The organism is Streptomyces longhuiensis, from assembly GCF_020616555.1.
Classification (GTDB): domain Bacteria; phylum Actinomycetota; class Actinomycetes; order Streptomycetales; family Streptomycetaceae; genus Streptomyces; species Streptomyces longhuiensis.
The window spans coordinates 1,238,853-1,256,416 of record NZ_CP085173.1; the positions used below are offsets into that span (position 1 = coordinate 1,238,853).

The 17,564-nt window shown below is 67.1% G+C and carries 27 protein-coding genes; 21 read left to right on the forward strand and 6 right to left on the reverse strand.

The features are described from left to right. Positions 1–5: 5 nt before the first annotated feature. Positions 6–1,082, forward strand: a complete 1,077-nt coding sequence (locus LGI35_RS05940) for an SRPBCC family protein (RefSeq protein ID WP_227292843.1) — start codon at positions 6–8, stop codon at positions 1,080–1,082. A gap of 337 nt (positions 1,083–1,419) precedes the next feature. On the opposite strand, the gene LGI35_RS05945 is transcribed toward LGI35_RS05940, so the two are convergent. Continuing rightward, positions 1,420–2,076 (reverse strand): DUF1990 family protein, encoded by a 657-nt coding sequence (locus LGI35_RS05945; RefSeq protein ID WP_227292844.1) that lies wholly within the window; start codon positions 2,074–2,076, stop codon positions 1,420–1,422. A 254-nt stretch (positions 2,077–2,330) separates the two neighbouring features. Between LGI35_RS05945 and LGI35_RS05950 the strand changes: the two genes are divergently transcribed. From LGI35_RS05950 to LGI35_RS05960, 3 genes are all read left to right on the forward strand, one after another. Beyond that, entirely contained in the window at positions 2,331–2,507 is a 177-nt protein-coding gene (locus LGI35_RS05950) for a hypothetical protein (protein WP_227292845.1), read from the forward strand. Between the two features lie 61 nt (positions 2,508–2,568). Next, positions 2,569–3,258, forward strand: coding sequence for a DUF1990 family protein (locus tag LGI35_RS05955; protein ID WP_227292846.1), 690 nt, complete (start codon positions 2,569–2,571; stop codon positions 3,256–3,258). Positions 3,259–3,990: 732 nt separating this feature from the next. Continuing rightward, positions 3,991–4,146: a DUF6131 family protein gene (locus tag LGI35_RS05960; RefSeq protein WP_165914575.1), complete on the forward strand. Its 156-nt coding sequence runs from the start codon at positions 3,991–3,993 to the stop codon at positions 4,144–4,146. Between the two features lie 72 nt (positions 4,147–4,218). Here the strand turns inward: LGI35_RS05960 and LGI35_RS05965 are convergent, their stop codons facing one another. The 5 genes from LGI35_RS05965 to LGI35_RS05985 all read right to left on the reverse strand — a co-directional run bounded on the left by LGI35_RS05965 (position 4,219) and on the right by LGI35_RS05985 (position 6,750). After that, on the reverse strand, positions 4,219–4,827 hold the full coding sequence (locus LGI35_RS05965; RefSeq protein ID WP_227292847.1) for an alkaline shock response membrane anchor protein AmaP: 609 nt from the start codon (positions 4,825–4,827) through the stop codon (positions 4,219–4,221). Positions 4,828–4,847: 20 nt separating this feature from the next. Beyond that, positions 4,848–5,351 carry a DUF6286 domain-containing protein gene (locus LGI35_RS05970; protein WP_227292848.1) on the reverse strand — a complete coding sequence of 168 codons (504 nt, stop codon included), beginning with the start codon at positions 5,349–5,351 and terminating at the stop codon, positions 4,848–4,850. A gap of 253 nt (positions 5,352–5,604) precedes the next feature. Continuing rightward, positions 5,605–6,012 (reverse strand): Asp23/Gls24 family envelope stress response protein, encoded by a 408-nt coding sequence (locus LGI35_RS05975; RefSeq protein WP_227292849.1) that lies wholly within the window; start codon positions 6,010–6,012, stop codon positions 5,605–5,607. Next, positions 6,009–6,200, reverse strand: coding sequence for a mechanosensitive ion channel family protein (locus LGI35_RS05980; RefSeq protein ID WP_227292850.1), 192 nt, complete (start codon positions 6,198–6,200; stop codon positions 6,009–6,011). Before LGI35_RS05980 ends, LGI35_RS05975 begins: the two co-directional genes overlap by 4 nt. 64 nt (positions 6,201–6,264) lie before the next feature. Next, complete coding sequence (locus LGI35_RS05985) at positions 6,265–6,750, reverse strand: Asp23/Gls24 family envelope stress response protein (protein ID WP_227292851.1); 486 nt, start codon at positions 6,748–6,750, stop codon at positions 6,265–6,267. A gap of 147 nt (positions 6,751–6,897) precedes the next feature. On the opposite strand from LGI35_RS05985, the gene LGI35_RS05990 reads away from it, so the two are divergent. The 17 genes from LGI35_RS05990 (at position 6,898) to LGI35_RS06065 (ending at position 17,562) form a co-directional block, all read left to right on the forward strand. Next, on the forward strand, positions 6,898–7,530 hold the full coding sequence (locus tag LGI35_RS05990; RefSeq protein ID WP_227292852.1) for an RNA polymerase sigma factor: 633 nt from the start codon (positions 6,898–6,900) through the stop codon (positions 7,528–7,530). Then, the gene (locus LGI35_RS05995; RefSeq protein WP_227292853.1) at positions 7,521–8,204 is read left to right on the forward strand and encodes an Asp23/Gls24 family envelope stress response protein; all 684 of its coding nucleotides are present in this window, start codon (positions 7,521–7,523) and stop codon (positions 8,202–8,204) included. The genes LGI35_RS05990 and LGI35_RS05995 overlap by 10 nt, the downstream gene beginning before the upstream one ends. Before the next feature lie 537 nt (positions 8,205–8,741). Then, positions 8,742–9,098 (forward strand): histone-like nucleoid-structuring protein Lsr2, encoded by a 357-nt coding sequence (locus LGI35_RS06000; RefSeq protein ID WP_227292854.1) that lies wholly within the window; start codon positions 8,742–8,744, stop codon positions 9,096–9,098. Positions 9,099–9,679: 581 nt separating this feature from the next. Continuing rightward, the gene (locus LGI35_RS06005) at positions 9,680–10,096 is read left to right on the forward strand and encodes an SseB family protein (protein WP_227292855.1); all 417 of its coding nucleotides are present in this window, start codon (positions 9,680–9,682) and stop codon (positions 10,094–10,096) included. An 89-nt stretch (positions 10,097–10,185) separates the two neighbouring features. Next, on the forward strand, positions 10,186–10,320 hold the full coding sequence (locus tag LGI35_RS46080) for a hypothetical protein (RefSeq protein WP_264484668.1): 135 nt from the start codon (positions 10,186–10,188) through the stop codon (positions 10,318–10,320). 232 nt (positions 10,321–10,552) lie between these two features. After that, on the forward strand, positions 10,553–10,711 hold the full coding sequence (locus LGI35_RS06010) for a hypothetical protein (RefSeq protein WP_341483348.1): 159 nt from the start codon (positions 10,553–10,555) through the stop codon (positions 10,709–10,711). A 438-nt stretch (positions 10,712–11,149) separates the two neighbouring features. Then, positions 11,150–11,497 carry a gas vesicle protein GvpO gene (locus LGI35_RS06015; RefSeq protein ID WP_227292856.1) on the forward strand — a complete coding sequence of 116 codons (348 nt, stop codon included), beginning with the start codon at positions 11,150–11,152 and terminating at the stop codon, positions 11,495–11,497. 26 nt (positions 11,498–11,523) lie between these two features. Beyond that, positions 11,524–12,015 carry a gas vesicle structural protein GvpA gene (locus LGI35_RS06020; protein WP_227292857.1) on the forward strand — a complete coding sequence of 164 codons (492 nt, stop codon included), beginning with the start codon at positions 11,524–11,526 and terminating at the stop codon, positions 12,013–12,015. A 3-nt stretch (positions 12,016–12,018) separates the two neighbouring features. After that, on the forward strand, positions 12,019–12,732 hold the full coding sequence (locus LGI35_RS06025; protein ID WP_227292858.1) for a GvpL/GvpF family gas vesicle protein: 714 nt from the start codon (positions 12,019–12,021) through the stop codon (positions 12,730–12,732). 9 nt (positions 12,733–12,741) lie between these two features. Next, positions 12,742–12,993, forward strand: coding sequence for a gas vesicle protein GvpG (locus LGI35_RS06030; RefSeq protein WP_227292859.1), 252 nt, complete (start codon positions 12,742–12,744; stop codon positions 12,991–12,993). Between the two features lie 28 nt (positions 12,994–13,021). Continuing rightward, complete coding sequence (locus tag LGI35_RS06035) at positions 13,022–13,420, forward strand: gas vesicle protein (protein WP_227292860.1); 399 nt, start codon at positions 13,022–13,024, stop codon at positions 13,418–13,420. Further along, on the forward strand, positions 13,413–14,225 hold the full coding sequence (locus tag LGI35_RS06040; RefSeq protein WP_227292861.1) for a GvpL/GvpF family gas vesicle protein: 813 nt from the start codon (positions 13,413–13,415) through the stop codon (positions 14,223–14,225). The genes LGI35_RS06035 and LGI35_RS06040 overlap by 8 nt, the downstream gene beginning before the upstream one ends. Next, on the forward strand, positions 14,225–14,473 hold the full coding sequence (locus LGI35_RS06045) for a gas vesicle protein (protein ID WP_227292862.1): 249 nt from the start codon (positions 14,225–14,227) through the stop codon (positions 14,471–14,473). The genes LGI35_RS06040 and LGI35_RS06045 overlap by 1 nt, the downstream gene beginning before the upstream one ends. Then, positions 14,451–14,858 carry a gas vesicle protein K gene (locus LGI35_RS06050; RefSeq protein WP_227292863.1) on the forward strand — a complete coding sequence of 136 codons (408 nt, stop codon included), beginning with the start codon at positions 14,451–14,453 and terminating at the stop codon, positions 14,856–14,858. The genes LGI35_RS06045 and LGI35_RS06050 overlap by 23 nt, the downstream gene beginning before the upstream one ends. Before the next feature lie 354 nt (positions 14,859–15,212). After that, positions 15,213–15,755, forward strand: a complete 543-nt coding sequence (locus tag LGI35_RS06055; protein WP_227292864.1) for a hypothetical protein — start codon at positions 15,213–15,215, stop codon at positions 15,753–15,755. An 897-nt stretch (positions 15,756–16,652) separates the two neighbouring features. Next, positions 16,653–17,342 carry a HemK2/MTQ2 family protein methyltransferase gene (locus LGI35_RS06060; protein WP_227300211.1) on the forward strand — a complete coding sequence of 230 codons (690 nt, stop codon included), beginning with the start codon at positions 16,653–16,655 and terminating at the stop codon, positions 17,340–17,342. A gap of 64 nt (positions 17,343–17,406) precedes the next feature. Beyond that, complete coding sequence (locus tag LGI35_RS06065) at positions 17,407–17,562, forward strand: CDGSH iron-sulfur domain-containing protein (RefSeq protein WP_323182738.1); 156 nt, start codon at positions 17,407–17,409, stop codon at positions 17,560–17,562. The last annotated feature ends 2 nt before the right edge of the window (positions 17,563–17,564 follow it).

Below are 17,564 nucleotides of genomic sequence, written 5' to 3' on the forward strand. Positions count from 1 at the left end.
CAGTGATGGCCAAGACGGAGAAAGACCAACCCGCAGAAGAAGCTTCGGGTGAGGAAGCCTCGGGTATGGACCAGCTCCGCGAAGAGCTGTCCAAGTTCCTCTCCGCGCAAGTGGAAAATCTCGCCGAGAAGGCGGGAGAGAAACTGACCGACGTGACCGAGAAGCTCACCGACGCGTCCGAGTCCGGTTCGCTTCCGGCGATAGGATCCCGCATCCTGCAGGGCGACTCACCCCTGAAGGCGTTCGTCTCAGAAAAAGCAAAAGGCGTCAAGGACAACGTCGTCGGGAAGGTGAAGGACGCCTTTGGTGGAGGCAAGGGAAAGCGCAAGTCCAGCGGTGGCAAGGTCATGAACATCATCGAGGTTCTCGATGTAGGGGTGCCCCTGCGTGACGCTTACGACTACTGGACGCAGTACGACAAATTCAGCAGCTTCGCGAAGGGCGTTCGCGACGTCTCGAAGAGTGACGAGGTCGGGAGCGACTGGAAGGTCAAAGTCGGTCCATCCTCGCGTAGCTTCAAAGCGACTGTTCAGGAGCAGATTCCCGACGACCGTATTGTCTGGACCTCCGAAGGAGCCAAAGGCACCACTCGCGGCGCGGTCAGCTTCCATGAACTGGCACCCACCCTGACCCGAATCGTCCTCGTCGTGGAGTACTACCCATCAGGGTTCTTCGAGAAGACCGGCAACCTATGGCGGGCCCAAGGGCGCCGCATGCGACTGGACTTCAAGAACTTCCAGCGGTACGTCAGCCTCACCAACGAAGAACCCGAAGGCTGGCGCGGTGAAATCCGTGACGGTGAAGTCGTCGTGTCGCACGAGGACGCCATGGAAGAAGAGGAAGCCGAGCAGGAGGAACCCGAGGACGAGGGCGACGCGAGCGAGGGCGCCGACTCTGCGTACGAAGACGAGGAAGAGGAAGAAGACGAGGACGAGGTTGAAGACGAAGACGGCTACGAGGACGAGGAGACGGCGGAGGACGAGCCCGAAGACGAGGACGCAGACGAGGAGGGAACGGAAGACGAGGACGAGGAGGCAGACGCTGCCAGGAAGAGGAGAGGACGGAGTCGGCGCCGCGGATGACGTTGGCTTCCGGCGGGGTCAGGACCCCGCCTCCAACCCTCAGGCAGCCAACCGCGCCGACATTGACCCTTTTCCAACCTGCGATGGCCGCACGTTGGACAGTCCTGCGCTACGACGAAGCCGGTAGACGGATTGCCGGGCTTGGCGGGCAGCCGTCAGGCGCCGCCATCGCGTACCGATCTCTCGCCTTAGGAGCGCAAGTTGGCCAGCCAGAAAGCGAATTGTGCCGGCTCGACAGGTCGATGCTGACGGGTAGACAAGCACACGGAGCTCCTTGCAACACTGGCGATCTTTGTTGCGAACCCTGTCCCGCTCGGAAATACGACACACGGGCTGTCTACAAGAGATCCTGCGAAACACGACGCGTGTCGATGGTGACGCCGCCCCGCGGGCGTCCGCCGGCCATGCCGGCGGCACCGAGGCAGAAATGCACCCACATGTTGAACTGGATCTCCTTGGCCACCCGCAGCCGACTGTAGAGGACATCGGCCCAGCGGTCGCCCGCCCTCGACCATGCCTCGACGCCGAACTCCAGCACGTCGTCGTCGGCCCCTGCCCAGAACTGGATCTGTCCCGCCTCCAAGTGCCCGCGAAGCGTGCCCAACCTGATCGAGAGCGCATCGCGGTCGAGCACGCGGACAGGACCGTCCCACGGACCCGGCATCTGCACGCGGTACTCGTCGCCGGGACGTGCGGAGCTGCCCTGCCTGCCTCGCGTCCTGTGGAAGACCGCAACGGTCGACGGCGCCGGCCCGTTCAGATCCGCCGCCACTGCGTCGATCAGTTCCTCGGGACCCATCGCCGCGCCCTCGATTCGGACGCTGAAGCGCCGATGGAACATCGGGCCCACTCCATCGGCCAGCGGCTTGGTGAACGCATCGACATGTGCCGCCGGCAGAGGAGGGGGCAGATCGCCGGCGTCGCCGCTGCTCTCGGTGCGGTGCAGCGCGGTAACCCGCCACATGTACTCCCAGGAAACCAGCAGTACCCCCATGGGGAAGCGCAGCAACGTGCCCAGCCGCCGCCTCGGCGGCGGTCTGCGGAGCTGAGGTTGGCCATCGCGAGTGGTGACACTGCTACTGTCGTTTTGTCCCGACATTTCTCCATGACAGCACGAGGTGGGAGCCGCTTCGAGGCGCCGCCCGCGCGTCCTCGATGCTGATGCGGATTCAGGAGGGCTGAATGGCCGACGTCGCACAGATGATGCACCGATGGGGGTTGCGCAGTGCGCAACTGCAGCTTGCAGCAATGGGCTCAGTGGGCCTGTGCACCGTCTTCTGGATGCGCGCCGCGAGCTTCGACCAGGACGAACGCGGCAACGCCGAGAGACGTGCCCTCTTCGTCGGTCTGTGGGCACCCACACTCTGGCTCATGGCACAGTCACTGCGCGACCTCGACCAGGCCGTACACGCCCCGCCTCGGTGAGGCACACATGCTGCGCGAGCGACGGCTCCACCGACCGAAGGCCGTGGCTGCCCTCCGTGAATTGGCCGACCGTCAGGTCAACTATGAGCCTCTGCCCGGGAGCCGCAGCCGCCCCACCCGGGAGGCGTGCTGGAGCCTCGATTCCCTGCGCCACCCGATCGCCTGCGAACCCTCCGGCGATCCGGAACAGGGCGGCGCCTGGGAGATCGCCTGCCGCCTGGTCCGCGACTACCAGTTCGCGGATCCGGCCATCCTGCGCTCCATCTACAGCGGCGACGGCGCCCTGCTGGGCCGCGACATGCTCCTGGAAGGCCGGTTCGCCGGGCTCCGCTTCGACATGGGCGTACGAGTGACCTCCGTGATCGATGAGACGCGCGGCTGTGGCGGGTCGGAATCGCGCGTGTGGGGCTGGTCCTATCAGACCCTGGAAGGCCACCTGGAACAGGGTGAACTGACCTACGAAGTCGTCAAACGACTGCGGACCGGCGCCGTGGAGTTCTGTATCACCGGCTACTCGAGGCGAGCTCCGCTGACCAACCCCCTGATCCACGCCGGATTCGCCGCCTTCGGACGCCCCACCCAGCAACGCTTCTACCGCGCGAGCGCCCGACGGCTGCAGCACCTGACGCACGCAGAGCTAGAGGGCGCCGCCCCGCTGACACCCAAAACCCTCCCCGGCTACGACAGCATCGTCATCGCCCCTAACCTGTGGGCGAACACATCCTCATACAGGGTCTGTCACGGTCAGTGAAGTTGGTTGTTCAGGACGCGCGTCACGCTGCGCAGTGCACCGGTCAGGCGGCATCGAGCAGCGCGCCTTTGTGCAGTGCCAGCGCCCGAGGACCTCCTTGGCGCATCGGGCTCCGCGCTACTACGAAGATCACGACCAGTTTCGTCGAGCTGCCTAACCTTTACTGCGTGCGCCGGGTGGGTCCTGGGGGTCCACCCCACTCGACGCGGAGGCGTCCCTGGATCCGCTGGGACGCTGTGAGCGGCCTCTGCGACCGACGGCTCGGACGGCTTCGGCTGCTTGGGCATGCCCTCTACCTGCCTGTCCCGTGGGGGTGCCTGCACACGCCTTGCGGGTGGTTTCCAATTCTCCCATCCACCGACGGAGCGGTTATATCGGGCAAGCAGGCATCGCTGAGAGGTGTTCAAGGGAGCGACCGTCTCGCTGACCGACGGTAGCGGCAGCCGCTCTACCTGCTCCCGGAGGTACTCAACGTGAGCAGACCGCTGCTGCCGACCGGGGGAGCGCCGATCGCCGCCGCATTCACCGGCTCCCATGACAACTGCAGCGCGGACGGCCCGGGACTCGGCACGTGGAGTGCGCCCGTCAGGCCTTGCGGGCGGCTCACCCGAAGGTGTCACCACGAAGTGAAGGAGCAACGCGGGCCTTCAGCTGGGCTCGGCCCGCCCCGCTTTCTCTCCGGGCCGGGAAGGTTCACAGTTGAGATAGCACCACGCCTCATTGGAGGACACCATGATCATTCTCGGAGTGATTCTGCTGGTAGTCGGGCTCTTGACCGGCCTCTCGATCCTGTGGACCATCGGCATCATCGTGCTCGTCATCGGCGCCATTCTCTGGATTCTGGGCGCCATGGGCCACGCCGTCGCAGGACGACGCCACTACTGGTAGCCAGCAGGGACCCAGGCCCGCCGGTGGGAGAGCACCCATCCGCGGGCCTTCGCTGCACCCGCTGACCGCGCTCTACTCCGCGCGGCGCGCCTTGTGCTTGCCAACGTCCAGTTGTGCCTGGGTGGGCAGGTGGGTCAACCCGGTGCAGTCGCGCGCATGCGCCACGGGGCCGCGGCACAGCGCCTGCAGGACGGGGGCGGGCGTGCCGTGATCCGTCAGTGTGAGGGCCACGTGGAGGCAGGGCCGCGCCGCCCGTCCGGTGACATGGGCGCTCGCCTGCTCGACGCCGGGCAGGGCACGCGCTTCGGCGGTGACCGCATTGCTGAGGGCGCGGCCCCGCAGTTCGACGCTTTCGGGTGGAGGCGTGCCGCCCAGGTTCACTGAAGCGGGGCGACGACGGCGCAGCTGCGCGAGCAGCCAGAGCAGGGCCAAAACGGCGGCCAGAACCAGGCCTGCGATGACGGCGGGCCACCACCACCAGCCCTGGTCGCTCCACCCGATGCGGTCGGCGTTGTTGAGTAGGACGTCGTGGGGCGTGGTCAGGGGCCAGCCGGCGGGCGCGGCCAGGTGGAGCCGGCGGTAGAGGTCGAGGCCTGCGGTGAGGATCAGCAGACCGCCGCCCAGCAGCACCAGGCCACTGAGGGCCATGAGGAGACGGTTGAGTGTGGATCGGCCGTTCATGGCGCGCTCCCGGGGTGAGGTCAACGACGAGTGCGGTGTCGTAGGCGGATCGCCAGCCGCGGGGTGTGCGCCACAGCGAGCTGACGGCACTGGTCCTGCAGGGCCTGGGTGAGCTCGTCGCGGACGGTGGCGGGGTCGCGGAAGCGGACGTCCGCGCGGGTCGTGACGCGGTGGCGTCCGACCCGGACCCGGGCACCGCTGATTCCAGGCACACGCATCGCGGCGTCGCGCAACACCAGGGCGGCACTCCTGCGGTCCAGCCAGGCCCCCATGTCGGCACAGCCATCGGGTGCCCGAAGCGGCAGCAGTCGGCGCAGGCCGGGGGTGAGGGCGAGGATGAGCAGCCACAGGCCGAGGATGACGGCGACGGCGGCCGCGATCAGCAGCCAAGGGTCGTTGACCGGGCGGGTGGCCAGCTCGTGGGCGAGGCGGATGCGCCATGCCCCGGCCCGATGTCCGGCGCGCACTGCGATCACGTCGTACAGAAGCACCCCGGCGGCACAGAGCGTCACCAGTGCGACCAAGGCGGCCGGGATGCGGCGTGCGGACCACAGGCGGGGCGACCTCGCCCCCCAGCCGTCATGCGGTGGCCTCGTCGCGGGAGAGCGGATGTCGGGGTGGCCTGTCTCAGGGGCCTCCTTGGCCGGCGTCTGTTCGTCGTGAGCAGGCGGGGCAGGCCCGGATGGGAGGGTCATGGTGGCCGTCCTTCGTCGTTGGTGTGAGGATCGGCAGGGCTGATGGCCGGCCTGCGAGGCAGCGCTGCGGCGGTGAGCGCGATCAGCGGACGCGAGCCGACCGGCCCGCGATGACCAGGCGCCGCACGGTCAGCATCACCTCGCTGATGTCCAGGCCGGTCAGCTGGGCCACCCGCTCGGCGACCTCACGCTGCAGTTGCCCGCAGGTGGCGGCGATGTCAGTGGGGTAGGGAAGATCCACCGTCAGTGCCAGTTGTGCCGTCCCGTCGTACGTCGTCGCGCGAGCACCGGGTGCGGTCAGCTCCGCGTGGGCAGGTGACGGGCGGGTGAGCCGGTGCAGGGCTGTGCTCGCCACCCGTGCGGCGATGCGGGCCACGACCCGGTCGGGTATCACTGTCGCGCCGCGCTCGGCAGGCGGCAGGGGATTCTCGGCGTCGTACCCGCCGCGGGGACTCTCAGCTGATCCGGCGCTGCGGGTGGTGGTGCTCACTGTTGCCGCCGGCTGGACAGGTCCCGCTGCCGCCGGGTGAATATGTCGACGTCACCCTGCAGGACGAGGCCCAGCACCAAGCCCACCGCGCCCAGGACTGCCACGAGAAGGAAGGCCCAGAATCCGCCGAAGTAGGCGGCGAATCCCAGCGCCATTCCGGCTGCCAGACCCACTGTTGCTGTGTTCATCGCTTACTCACCTGTCCCATGAGAGTGCTGTGCCGCCTCGGGTGTCACCGCCCGCATCCGGAGGTCACTGGACCCGGCCTTCGCTCGGCTCCGCGTCGTCTTCGTCGTCTAGGTGCACGTCGTCGACGACGAGGTTCACCTCGACGACCTCAAGGCCCGTCATGCGTTCGACGGCGGAGATGACGTTGACGCGCACTTCCGACGCCACCTCGACGATGGGGAAGCCGTACTCGACGACGACATCGATGTCCAATGCAGCCTGACGCTCGCCTACCTCTACCTTCACTCCGCGGCTGACACCGCCGGTCCCTCCGCCTGGGACGCGCTCACGGACGGCTCCGATGGCACGGGTCATACCTGCGCCCAGATTGTGGATACCGGGTACCTCGCGGGCAGCCATTCCCGCGATCTTGGCAACGACGCCGTCGGCGATGGTGGTCTGGCCCCTCGTTTCGGGTGAGGTGCCCGCGCCGGTCGGCCCCTTCAACATGGTCGCCGTCCCGGCAGAGCCGTCCTGTCCGGTGGACGCACGGTCGGTGGTGTCCGTCATGGCAGTCGCCTCGATCAGTCGCTGCGGGCACCGGCACGGTGCCCGTCAAGGATGAGACACCCCCGATAGGCAAAACGTCACACATTTCCATGAACCGGCATCACATACCTCAGGCCGGGCACAACACCGCAGGGAGGAGGTGCGGTCATGACGCACAGTGCCGGCCCTTCCCCGCGCAGAACGGCCTGCCCCGGGTCACCCCCGGACCCCCCTGTCCCGGGCACAGCCGACGGGCTGCTCACCGCGCCGGACGACCTGCTGGCGACACGCGCCGGCGAAGGCGACGAGGAAGCCTTCGCCATCCTGGTGCGGCGCCACAGTCGTCCCCTGCTCGCCCTGGCCTCCCACACGCTGGGCAACGTCCAAGATGCCGAGGACGCCGTGCAGGACGCGTTCATCAGCGCCTGGAGGAGCCTTCCCGAATTCCGCCACGCCTCGGCGTTCAGCACATGGATGTACCGCATCACCGTCAACCGCTGCCTGAACTCCCTGCGCCGCCGGCCGGCACCGGTACCGTTGAACTCGGTGGCCGAACCCGCCGCCCCCGGCACACGCAGCTCGCCCGCGCAGGCAGCCGAACAGGACGCCCTCACCGAAGCCCTGGTCAACGCGCTCGGCGCGCTGGAACCGCAGCAGCGGGTCTGCTGGATCCTGCGGGAACTGCACGGACTGACCTACGAACAGATCGCCCACGTGACCGGCACCACCGAGCAGACGGTCCGCGGGAGACTCTACCGAGCACGCCGATCCCTGAAGGAGGCACTGGGCCCATGGCGCTAGACGACCATCCCCCCCAGCCTCCCGAGCTCGGACGCCAACCGCCCTCGCCAGACGGCTCACCTCTCGACGAGGTCCGCCGTCACGCCGGGGACGAACTGCTCACCTGCGGGCGCACCCTTAGCCACGCCTGGGAACAGGCCCGGGACACCGGTCCGCCCGCCGACCCCCACCTCGCCGACTGCCCCTACTGCCGCGACGCCGTCGAAGGACTGGCCGCACTGGACACAGCTACGCAGGCCCTGCGGGAACAGACGAAACCCAGCACACAGAACCTCATCGCCCGCGTCATGGACAGCGTCCGGGACGAGGTACGACTGGGGTCGATGCTGCCCCTGAACGACCCCACGCGCACCCTGCAGATCGCCGAACACACCGCGGCCACCGCGCTACGGCGCGCAGCAGACGCGATACCCGGCGTCACCGCCGCCAGCTGCCGCCTCACCCGAGCCGACCAGGGCACCGGCGTAAGTGTGAGCATCACCCTGGCTGCCGGCATGGACCACCCCCTGCCCGAGACGGCTGACCTGGTGCGCCGCTCGGTAGTAGATGCCGCCGACCATGCCCTGGGCCTGGGAGTGACAGCAGTGGACGTCACGGTCATCGACGTGCGCCATGCACCCGTATCACCGAACCGCGCAGACACCACCCGCAATGGACCGGGCGGCATCCCATGACCGCATGTCACCCTGCCGACATCCGCCACACCGCCGCTGAGGCCGCCCTCGCGGTCAGCGGGGTCCTCGCCCTGCAGCCCACCCTCGCCAGCCGTCTCGCCCGAGCCGCCTCACGCGCAACTCCAGGCGCGGCAGACAACAGGTTCGCCTCGCCACTGTCGGGCATCCGTGTCGTCCGCGACCCAGACGGCTCCGGCTGGCAAGTGGAAGTGCGCTGCGTCCTGGCCGAGGGACATCGAGCCATAGACGTCGCCCGCACCGTCCACGACCGGACCCGCGCGTCCCTCACCCCCCTGGTCACAACGCACGGCACGGCGGACACCGTCACTGTTACCGTCACGATCACCCGCATCACTCGGACAAAACCAAAGGTCGCCTGACGGTCACTGAAATCAAAGAAGTGAGCGATTCCGGTCAGGGTGGCCATGAAAGTGCGAACCATGGTTCGACACCTCCATTCTGCCGAAGCTGAGCCCGAGGGCCGGCCCTGTTCTGAGTGAAGAGGGCCGGCGCAGGCCCTAGCCCTACAATCAACGCATGGCTCAGCGAGAAGTAATCACTTATACGGACGATCTCACAGGTGAAGAAGCCGAAGAGATCGGTACCCACACCATCCTCATCGACGGGGCTGGGGTAGAGATTGACCTCTCCACGGAGAGCCACGATCGTCTGTTGGAAGTTCTGCACCCCTACTTGAGCGCCGAGGGGGCCCGTCGAGTACGTGGCAGCGTCACCACTGCCGGCACGAGGGGTAGGCGTCGAGCCGTAGGCCCCTCTGCCCACTCGGACACAGCCCAGATTCGGGCTTGGGCCAAGAAAAACGGCCTTGAGGTGAATGACCGGGGTCGAGTTCCCGCTTCCGTTAAGGAAGCATACGAAAAGGCCAATGATTAATCTCTGATATTGACGATCGAGCTCACCGGCCTCACGCAGTCCCACCTCGACATCTGGCTCACCCAGGCCAAGACTTCCCAACGCGCGAATGCAGCCTTCATCGGGTGGTCGAACAAGCGGGACTGACTCATCGAGATGGGCCTCGGCGGCCGCGACCCCGTGAGCGCGGTGAGCCATGAGCGGCGAGAAAGACTGGCGCGTGTACATACCCGACGGTGCAGCTGCAGCCCCGGAGCACATATCGCTGCCCTCACCAATGTCTTCGACGATGACGTCGGTGGGGCGAACATGTCCTCGCACTCGCCGTCGCCTCACTCCGATGTCGCCAACGGTGACCCAGTGCAGGTACGCACTCGCCCGCGCAGCAGCCGATGCCGGCTGTCGGCCTCAGCAGCCACCACAATCGCCGCGGCTCAGAGCACTCACCCCTCCCCGTCTCCGGCACGCGGGCCCGTCCTCGCCGCCGACACCCTGGTGCCGCATAGTTAGATCACTCCCGGGTACCGGAGAGCGGAGACGGCAGACCCCCACCCGGCGAACTCGCGCCGGGCGGCCCACTCGGAGCCACGAGGGGACAAACGATGTGTGACGACAGCATCCCCAAGGAAGTTTTCGCGGCCGCCGCCCAGGACGCCCTGCGCGACCTCCACCGAGCACCCGACGACCTGGCCGCGCTGGACACACTGGCCGCCTGCGACATTCTCGTTCCTGAACCTACGGAACTCGACACTCACGACCACCCGGAAGAGGACGGACTGACCCTCCCCGTGATCGACGATCCACCACGCCTCCGTGCCGTCCCCGTCTTCACGTCAGCAGAGCGAATGGGCCAGGCACTCCCCGACATCGCCGCAAGCCACCAGATCCAACTTGGACTGCTGGCAGCCAACTGGCCCACCGACGACGACCTGGCGCTCCTCATCGACCCTGGCCACCACGACGGCGTGATCCTCACCGGCCAAGGCGTGCGAGCGCTGCTCGCCCCGCCCCGGACATGACCCCCACCCCACCAAGCGCTCATGACTGGGAAGCAGACCTCCACACCCAGCGTGACCAGGGCCCTGTCACATGAACATGTCCCCACCGCATGACCGATGCACTGCGGACGAATCCGGTGGCCACCATCGGCAAGGCCCCCGCCAGTCTGTGGTGGCCCGTGAGTCCGTCGGGCGAGCACCACATCATGCTGTCGGCCTCGGAGTCGGGAGCCTCCTCCCAGTGACGGTCGCTGCGGCACCCGAGTTCTTCCGCAGGCGGATGTGGTCGGTGGGATGACCTCCTGGCTACCCGACAGAGGCGCCGCCACCCACCACGGTGCCCCACGGCTCGCGCCGCGCCCACTCTCTCTCTGCCGCCCCGCGTCGCTTGATCGTCGACACCGCACACGACGCTGCTCGACGCTCTCCACGAACGGCTGGGCGTGACGAGCCCCAAGAAGGGCTGCGACCACGCCGATGCACCACATCACGGCCAATGCTGACGTCGACGAGATCGAGGCGCACTGGCTTCCTGAGCGCGACGCCCATGTCAACGCCATGGGGTCGACGGGCATCGGAGAGATCGGCATCGTCGGCAGGGCCGCAGCCGTGTGGAACGAGGTGTGGCACGCCTGAGGTGTGCACGTACGGGACCTGCCGATCATGCTGTCCCCACCACCACAGGAAAGCCTCACGCAGTTGTCGGGTCATGGATGCGCAGAGCGCATCGGACGTCCACGGGAAACTGCCCGCCTCGGGGGCCACCACAACAACTGCCTTCCCTTATAGGTCCGCAGGAAGATTGCGGCCGTCGTCCGTGGAAGCTCGGCGCGCCACGGGCGAAGTGCGTCGCCGTCGTGTCAGGCGAACACCTTTTGCATGCCCTGCAGTTGAACCGCAGGATTACACGACGACGCATCACTGGGCGCTGCCGGCTTACGACTCTCGGGTACTCGCCGATCCAGCCGCTCAGACCGGAGCTCACCTTCGGCGGTGCGATACATGTCCCTATACCATGGAATCATATGTTCATCCATGAAATGTGACTTCTGCTCCTATCCCAACGGTGGCGCCATGCCCGCTGAACGATCACCCAAGCGCCAGACCGGCGCGGGCGCCCGCGCCGGCGAGGGAGGCGGTGCCGCTCGGCACCGCTCCGGCAAGGGCAACGCGGCGCAGGCCATGCGGTCCGCGGCGGAGCAGTTGTACGAGTTGCTTGGCAGGCGCCCCGAATCGGTCTCCGCGGTGAAACCGACGGAGGACGGCTGGGTGGCGGATGTCGAGGTACTGGAGCTCGAGCGCATCCCTGAGACGACGAGCGTGATGGCCAGCTATCGCGTCACTCTGGACAAGGAGGGCGACCTGGTGGGTTACGAGAGGGTCCGGCGCTATACACGTGGACAGATCGACCGTCGGGGCTGAGGGCACCGCCGGTGAAGGGAGGCACCATGACCATGGTGCCGCAGGGCGGCAACAGCGTTTCCAGAGGCGGCACAGGGAGTCTCTACGACGTCCTGGAACTCATTCTTGATCGCGGACTCGTGATCGATGTGTTCGTCCGAGTTTCGTTGGTAGGGATCGAGATCCTCAAGATCGACGCCCGAATCGTGGTCGCGAGTGTCGACACCTATCTACGCTTCGCGGAAGCCTGCAACCGCCTTGATCTCGAGACGGGAAGGAAGGCACCCGCCCAACTGACCGACATCGTCGGAGACACGGTCGAAAGCGGCGCCAAGGGAAAGTCCAAAGGCGCTCTGACCGGCGCCGTGGAAGCGGTCACCGACACCATCAAAGGCGTCACCGGGGGCGACGAGGACGACAGCGAAGAGAGCGAACCCGAGGAGGAGGACACCCGCGAGAGAAAGCCCGTTGAAAGACGACGGCGGCCCCCCCGGCGGACAGCCCGTCACGACGGAGGCTCGTCCCGCAAGAAGGAATGAGCGATGGCCGTATACATCTACTCGATCACCAGCAAGCAGCACCCCCTCCAACTCGGCGGACTCGATGGCGTGGGTGATCCACCCACCCAACTGCGTACCGTGATTGGCGGAACACTGTGCGCCGTCGTCAGCGATGCGCCGGATGGCTTGCGCCCCAAGCGTCGTGATCTGTCTGCGCATCACCAGGTCCAGGACCGCCTCATGGGAGACGGTGCGGTGCTGCCGCTGAGGTTCGGATTTCTGGCCCCGGACGACGAGGCAGTGCGACTTGCGCTCGAGGAACGCGCCGAGGAGTACACGGCCAGACTGGAGGCACTTGAGGACACCGTGGAGTACAACCTCAAGGTGTCCCAGGACGAAGACACTCTGCTACGACAGGTTCTTGACTCGTCGCAGGAGGCACGGCAGCTCAACGACGAGATCCGCAGCGGAACCGCCGGTCCCGAGGCTCCTGTAAGACTCGGCGAGTTGGTCGCCGCTGAGGTCCAGGTGCGCCAGCAGGCACTCGCCCACGGGGTCGTCGAGGCGCTTCGCCCTTACTCTCGGGACAGGGAGTCGTCCCAACTGACCGGCGAAGACTTCCTCAATGTCTCGTTCCTCGTCCCTCACGATCAGGAGGAGATGTTCCTCACCACGGAGTTGAGCGTCGCCAATCAGCTGGGTGAGGACGTCCACTTCCGACTCAACGGCCCCCTGCCTCCCTACAGTTTCGTCTAAGGAGTCACCATGGGCCTGATCACCCAAATCCTCACCCTCCCCCTCGCACCGGTGCGCGGCGTTGTTTGGGTCGCGGACCGTGTGCTTGAGGCCGCTGAGGACAAGTACTACGACCCTGCGCCTGTCCACCGTGAATTGGCGGAACTCGAGCGTCGGCTGCTCGACGGGGAGATCGACGAGGCGACTTTCGACGAGCGCGAAGACGAACTGCTCGACCGGCTCGATGAAATCAGAGCCCGTCGCGACCGCGGCGCTCCCTAGCCGCACCACAGAACGCGAGGCCACTCCTGTGACTGACTCTCCCGTCGACAGGCTCGGCTCGTATCCGACCCGAGCCGCGCCGGCCTACGCCCAAGGCTCGTCAGCCAATCTCGCGGACATTCTTGAACGGGTCCTTGACAAGGGCATCGTCATCGCCGGCGACATCCAGATCAACCTGCTCGACATCGAGCTGCTCACCATCAAACTTCGCTTGCTGGTCGCATCCGTCGACAAGGCGAAGGAGATGGGCATCGACTGGTGGGAGCACGATCCGTCACTCTCGTCCCGAGCCAGAGGGGAGCAGTCGCTGTCCGAAGAGAACCGGCGGCTGAGGGCTGAGATCGCTGCCCTGCGCCAGGGCACCGAGCTCCCCGAGGGTGAACAGCAGCACGCGAGACGCAATCCCCGGAGCCGGACAGATGAGTGAACTGGTCACCTACGCCTACGCAGTAGCCCGCGACGCCGACGGGCTCGCAGAATACGCGGCCACCCTCACTGGTGTCGGCGAGAGCGTCGCACTCGTGACCAGCGACCGCGACGCATCGATTGTCCTCGTGGTGAGCCGCGTCGGAGCGGACGACTTTCAGGAGTCGGCCCTCAAGCGGCATCTGGAGGACATGGCGTGGCTGGAGGCCGTCGCCCGCGCCCATCACAGCGTCATCGACGCCCTCGCGACCCGAACCGACGTTCTCCCTCTGCGCCTGGCAACCGTCTATCTCGACAACGCGCGCGCCCGTGAGGTGCTCGACGATCGAGCGGCGGTGTTCGACGAGCAGCTCACTCGGCTCGCAGGTCACATCGAGTGGGGTGTCAAGATCTACGCAGACCCCTCCGCTCCAACTCCCGCCCCCGCCACGGCCGAAGCCGGCGCTCTGTCGCCGGGCCGGGCCTATCTTCTACAGCGCAGGGCACAGAAGGGTGTCCGTGACCAGGTCTACAGGGCTGCGCAGCAGGCTGCCGAGCGGGTGGAAGCAGCCGGGCGCCAGTTCGCGGTCGGCCGTGCACGTCATCGTGTCCAGCAGGGCGACCTCGCTACCACGGGGGACGAAAACGTCCTCAACGACGCGTATCTCGTCTCCATGGACCGCGCTGAGAGCTTCCGCTCCGAGGCCGCACGGGCTGCCGAGGGACTTCAAGGAGTGAGAGTCGAGATCACCGGCCCATGGGCTCCGTACTCGTTCGCGGCGGCCTCTCCCGGGTCAGACCCTCCTGTGGACGGACCAAGCGCATGATGACGGCAGGCAGATCGTCCGAGGTGGCCCCGCTACCGGACCGACAGGTCGCCCTCATAGACCTGCTCGACCGGCTGCTCAGCGGAGGCGCGGTCATCACCGGGGATGTGGTGCTCTCCATCGCCGACATCGACCTCGTGCGCATATCGCTGCGCGCCCTGATCGTATCCATCGGCCCGGACAATCCCGCGCCATGGCCTCCGCCCGCTCCTCCGGGACACAGCGATGACCTCCGAAGAACGCGGTAGGCACGCGCAGCGGCAGGCCGAGGTCGCTGAGGCTGCCGCGCGCGCTTTCCGGATGCTGCCCGCCACACCCCGTGACCTCCCCTTGGGGACCGAGTCCGCACGTGCACCCTCACACCGGATCAGCTCCGACCCTGACACCGTGGAACGGGACCTGGTCAGGCTCGTTCTCACCCTTGTGGAACTGTTGCGCCAGCTCATGGAACGCCAGGCGCTCCACCGGGTCGACCAGGGCGACCTCACAGAAGAGCAGGAGGAACGCCTCGGTGCCACGCTCCTGGTCCTTCACGAACGCATGGCTGGTCTGTGTGCCGAGTACGGGCTGACGATGGAAGACCTCAATCTGGATTTGGGGCCACTCGGTACATTGCTGCCGCCGTCCGCGTGACTCCACAAAGCGGCCAGGCCAAGTTTCGCCAACGTCAGGCAGACGGGTCCCGGGACCGGACCGAGGGAAGGCGGGGCGGCGGAGACGTCTGGCCTGCTCGGCCGACCTGAGTGCACAAGCCTCGTTTCTCTCCAGAATCGCTTTCGAGGTACGACGGCCGAGGACCGTAATACCTCAAGGGAGAGAATCTACCGGCGTCATTCCCCGGTTCTTGCTGACAACAGCGAAGGACTCTTTTCTGGAAGGCCTCTCCGCGGCTTCGGGCGGGCGCCGACGGCACGGGGATCGGAAGATGGGCACCGGAGCACCGTGCGCATAAGCCCCGGGCCACGCCCTGGCATGAGAGGAGAAGCCGTGAATGACCTCGCCAAATCCGGGACGCCGCAAGAACACGGTCAGCAGGACGGGGAGACGCTGCTGGCTCTGTACCTCAATGACCACCTGGCCGGGGCCACGGCCGGTGTGGCGCTCTGCCGCCACCTGGCCGAGGCCGAGCGCTCGGCGCCGCACGCCCTCGGCGAGACGCTGGACCATCTGGCTCAAGAGATCGACCAGGACCGTTCCGCCCTCCTGGACGTCATGTCCGAGCTGGCCGTCCCGGTGAAGCACTACAAGATCGGCGCCGGCTGGCTCGGCGAGAAACTCGCCCGCCTCATGCCCCATGGCAGCGCACTGGGCCGCACCAGACTCAACACCCTGGTCGAGCTGGAATCCCTGCAACTGGGAGTGGAAGGCAAAGCGTGCCTGTGGCGAGGCCTGGCCATGATCCCCGACCTCGCTGAAGACCTGACCCGCCAACTGCACAGCCTTCTGGAGCGGGCCGACAGCCAGGCGGCCACCCTCGAGAACCTTCGTGCCCGTGCCGCGGAAGCCGCCTTCGCCCAGGACGCACGCTGAGAAGTCCTTGATCCTGCCGCAGCGGCCGACCCCGGCCCCCAGTGCTGCCCGATGCCCAACTGAACGTCAGCGGAGGGTGTCGGGCCGCCCGGGCATGCGGCTGGCCGCCCCCGTCCCCGGCTTGCGACGACTCTTCTGCAGCCACACCCTGTCCATGTCGCCCCTTGTCATCGCTCCACTTTGGCCAAGTCGCGTGATTCCGACGGCGTTGTTCGAAGCTGCCCCTTGGGGAACACGGAGCTGCGCGACTCGACGACGGGAGGCGGTGACACACAGGTGGCCGACGGTTCGCAGCGGCAGCAGCCGGGCGGGCCCGGCTCGCGTCCCCGCTCCGGTCGCAGTGGGCGACGGCTGCGGGTCGGGCGGATCCAACGGTGGCTGGAGGGTGCCCCCTTCCACGTGAACCACGCAGTGCTCTCGGATCTGCAGGGCAAGGTGTCCACGTTCGTCTCGCAGCACCGTTCGGAACTCATCAGCAGAGCGCTCAGCGGCGCCGGGCGGCTGGTGGAAGTCCTCACCGCAGGGGCGCTCGCCCTGTTCTGTTCCTTCTTCTTCATGCATTCCGGGGACAAGTACTGGTACTGGTTCCAGGATCTGCTGCCGGAGGGCGCTCGGGGCACCTGGGGCCGCGCGGGACGGACGGCGTGGCGCACCTTCGCCGGGTACACGCGGGGCATCATCATCGTGGCCGCATCCAACACCGTGTTGGTCTCCAGCGCGGCGACGCGGCGCTCGATGCCGTCCAGGCTGAGCTCGAGGGCTTTACTCCGGGTGTCCGCACAGCGCCGCTTCGGCAGCAACCACATCCGCCACAAGAGGCCGCACGTGTGGATCGCACCCCAAAGGGCACCCGGTGCCACAGCAGTCACGCACAATGTCCACACGGAGTGGAGTCCGATGACCGCAGAGGCCCAGTCAGCACCGGTTCCGTCGTGTCCGCCCCGCATACTCACGCCGCCCGGGGTGTACGCACCGCAGAGCGACACGCAGATACTCGTCCAGGCGCTGCACGGGGAGAACATAGGCCCCACCACCGGTGTGCTGGATCTGGGGACCGGTAGCGGCGCGCTCGCCGTCCAGGCCGCGCGCATGGGTGCCCGTGTGACCGCTGTCGACATCTCGTGGCGTGCTGTGTGGGCTGCGCGTCTCAACGCACGCCTGTCTCGGCGTCACGTCACCGTCCGCCGCGGAGACCTGACCAGCGCGCTCCAAGGTCGCTCATACGACATCATCGTCAGCAATCCGCCGTACGTGCCCTGTCCTTCGGTCGGCCTGCCGCGTCGAGGCAAGGCCCGCTCGTGTGACGCGGGACCCGACGGACGCGCCTTGGTGGACCGTATCTGCGACGCCGCCCCCGCAGCCTTGCGGCCGGGCGGAGTGCTGCTGCTCGTGCAGTCGGCACTGTCCGGCACCGAGGCCACGCTCGAGCGGCTCACCGACACAGGTCTCCACCCTGTGGTCGTCGATCGAGCCCGCATCCCCTTCGGTCCAGTCCTGCGCTCCCGGACGGAATGGCTGCGCAGCCGAGGACTTGTGGGCGAGGAGAGCTGGGAAGAGCTGGTGGTCATCCGTGCCGAAAAGTTCTGAACGCGCACGCCACGTCACCGTAGACCCAGACGGCCCCTTGCTGGTGGAAGGCCCCGTAGAGGTAGTGGGTGACGACGGCGCCGTATGCGTCTCGCACCGCTTCACCGTCGCAATCTGCACGTGCCGGCGAAGCCGCAACTACCCGTGGTGCGACACCAGCCACCGGCGCCGCACGAAATCCCGGACCGACCACGCGCCCGCACCGGACTCCGAGGCCTGAGG

Coding starts and splice junctions, on each gene's coding strand:
- LGI35_RS05965 (WP_227292847.1), bottom strand. CDS start 4,827: ATGAACGGCCGATCCACACTCAACCGTCTCCTCATGGCCCTCAGTGGC.
- LGI35_RS05945 (WP_227292844.1), bottom strand. CDS start 2,076: ATGGGGGTACTGCTGGTTTCCTGGGAGTACATGTGGCGGGTTACCGCG.
- LGI35_RS06005 (WP_227292855.1), top strand. CDS start 9,680: ATGTGTGACGACAGCATCCCCAAGGAAGTTTTCGCGGCCGCCGCCCAG.
- LGI35_RS06015 (WP_227292856.1), top strand. CDS start 11,150: ATGCCCGCTGAACGATCACCCAAGCGCCAGACCGGCGCGGGCGCCCGC.
- LGI35_RS06060 (WP_227300211.1), top strand. CDS start 16,653: ATGACCGCAGAGGCCCAGTCAGCACCGGTTCCGTCGTGTCCGCCCCGC.
- LGI35_RS06030 (WP_227292859.1), top strand. CDS start 12,742: ATGGGCCTGATCACCCAAATCCTCACCCTCCCCCTCGCACCGGTGCGC.
- LGI35_RS05960 (WP_165914575.1), top strand. CDS start 3,991: ATGATCATTCTCGGAGTGATTCTGCTGGTAGTCGGGCTCTTGACCGGC.
- LGI35_RS06025 (WP_227292858.1), top strand. CDS start 12,019: ATGGCCGTATACATCTACTCGATCACCAGCAAGCAGCACCCCCTCCAA.
- LGI35_RS06010 (WP_341483348.1), top strand. CDS start 10,553: ATGCACCACATCACGGCCAATGCTGACGTCGACGAGATCGAGGCGCAC.
- LGI35_RS05995 (WP_227292853.1), top strand. CDS start 7,521: ATGGCGCTAGACGACCATCCCCCCCAGCCTCCCGAGCTCGGACGCCAA.
- LGI35_RS46080 (WP_264484668.1), top strand. CDS start 10,186: ATGACCGATGCACTGCGGACGAATCCGGTGGCCACCATCGGCAAGGCC.
- LGI35_RS06050 (WP_227292863.1), top strand. CDS start 14,451: ATGACCTCCGAAGAACGCGGTAGGCACGCGCAGCGGCAGGCCGAGGTC.
- LGI35_RS06045 (WP_227292862.1), top strand. CDS start 14,225: ATGACGGCAGGCAGATCGTCCGAGGTGGCCCCGCTACCGGACCGACAG.
- LGI35_RS05990 (WP_227292852.1), top strand. CDS start 6,898: ATGACGCACAGTGCCGGCCCTTCCCCGCGCAGAACGGCCTGCCCCGGG.
- LGI35_RS05940 (WP_227292843.1), top strand. CDS start 6: ATGGCCAAGACGGAGAAAGACCAACCCGCAGAAGAAGCTTCGGGTGAG.
- LGI35_RS05980 (WP_227292850.1), bottom strand. CDS start 6,200: ATGAACACAGCAACAGTGGGTCTGGCAGCCGGAATGGCGCTGGGATTC.
- LGI35_RS06000 (WP_227292854.1), top strand. CDS start 8,742: ATGGCTCAGCGAGAAGTAATCACTTATACGGACGATCTCACAGGTGAA.
- LGI35_RS06020 (WP_227292857.1), top strand. CDS start 11,524: ATGACCATGGTGCCGCAGGGCGGCAACAGCGTTTCCAGAGGCGGCACA.
- LGI35_RS05985 (WP_227292851.1), bottom strand. CDS start 6,750: ATGACGGACACCACCGACCGTGCGTCCACCGGACAGGACGGCTCTGCC.
- LGI35_RS05950 (WP_227292845.1), top strand. CDS start 2,331: ATGGGCTCAGTGGGCCTGTGCACCGTCTTCTGGATGCGCGCCGCGAGC.
- LGI35_RS06040 (WP_227292861.1), top strand. CDS start 13,413: ATGAGTGAACTGGTCACCTACGCCTACGCAGTAGCCCGCGACGCCGAC.